Source organism: Burkholderia sp. Ac-20384 (assembly GCF_017104605.1).
GTDB classification, from domain to species: Bacteria; Pseudomonadota; Gammaproteobacteria; order Burkholderiales; family Burkholderiaceae; genus Burkholderia; species Burkholderia lata.
This window is the reverse complement of the sequence record NZ_JAAGPE010000712.1, coordinates 1-905: the sequence shown is the minus strand read 5'-3', so window position 1 is coordinate 905 and position 905 is coordinate 1. Positions and strand designations below refer to the sequence as shown.

General features: G+C 58.9%; 1 protein-coding gene. It reads left to right on the top strand.

Annotated features, from left to right (window positions below; translation table 11 throughout):
• Positions 1-87: 87 nt before the first annotated feature.
• Positions 88-899, top strand: a protein-coding gene (locus G3O00_RS42965; protein WP_206146629.1) for an IS5 family transposase whose coding sequence is annotated in 2 segments (ribosomal slippage) — positions 88-427 and positions 427-899 — 813 coding nt in all. Because the reading frame shifts where the segments join, the coding sequence is not laid out codon by codon here.
• Positions 900-905 lie beyond the last annotated feature (6 nt).

Genomic DNA, 905 nt, shown 5'->3' with positions numbered 1-905 from the left:
AGAAGCTGTTGCGAAATTAAATTTCTGAGCTGTTAACTTTTCCGACTTGGTGTTAACTTTCTGTCTTGTTTTGCCTGACAGGAAGCGATGCCTAAAGAGCTTATCGACGACGAATTGTGGTCACTCATCGAGCCACTTCTGCCCGTGCGAGCACCGCGCAATCGCCAGTATGCAGGCCGCAAGCCAACACCCGACCGTGCGGTGCTGACTGGCATTGTGTTCGTGTTGCGCTCGGGCATCGCGTGGAACTTGCTGCCGCGGGAAATGGGTTGCGGCTCGGGCACGGCCTGCTGGCGACGGCTCGCCGCGTGGCAGCAAGCTGGCGTCTGGCAACGTATCCACGAGACGCTGCTCGCGGAACTGCGCCGCCGTGGCGAAATCGATTTGACGCGTGCTCTCGTCGACAGCTCATCGATTCGCGCCATGCTGGCGGAAAAAAAACCGGCCCGAATCCCACAGACCGCCGCAAGTTCGGCAGCAAGCACCACCTCATCGTCGACGCGCAAGGCATCCCGCTCGCGGTCATCCTGACCGGAGCGAATCGCCACGACATTACGCAGCTTGACGCGCTGGTCGAGGCCATTCCGCACATTCGAGGCAAACGGGGTCGCCCACTGCACAAACCGCAAATCGTTCAAGGTGACCGGGGCTACAGTTCCGAGCCACATCGGCAACGCTTGCGAGCGCGTGGCATCACGCCAGTGCTCGCAAAAATCGGCGCGCCCCATGGCAGCGGACTTGGCAAAACGCGTTGGCCGGTCGAACGTTCGATTGCGTGGCTTCACTCGTTTCGACGCCTGAAGATTCGCTACGAACGCTATGCTCATATCCACGAGGCCTTCCTATCTTTGGCTTGCGCCTTGATTTGCTGGACGCGTCTAAAACCTCTGGTTAACTAATTTCGC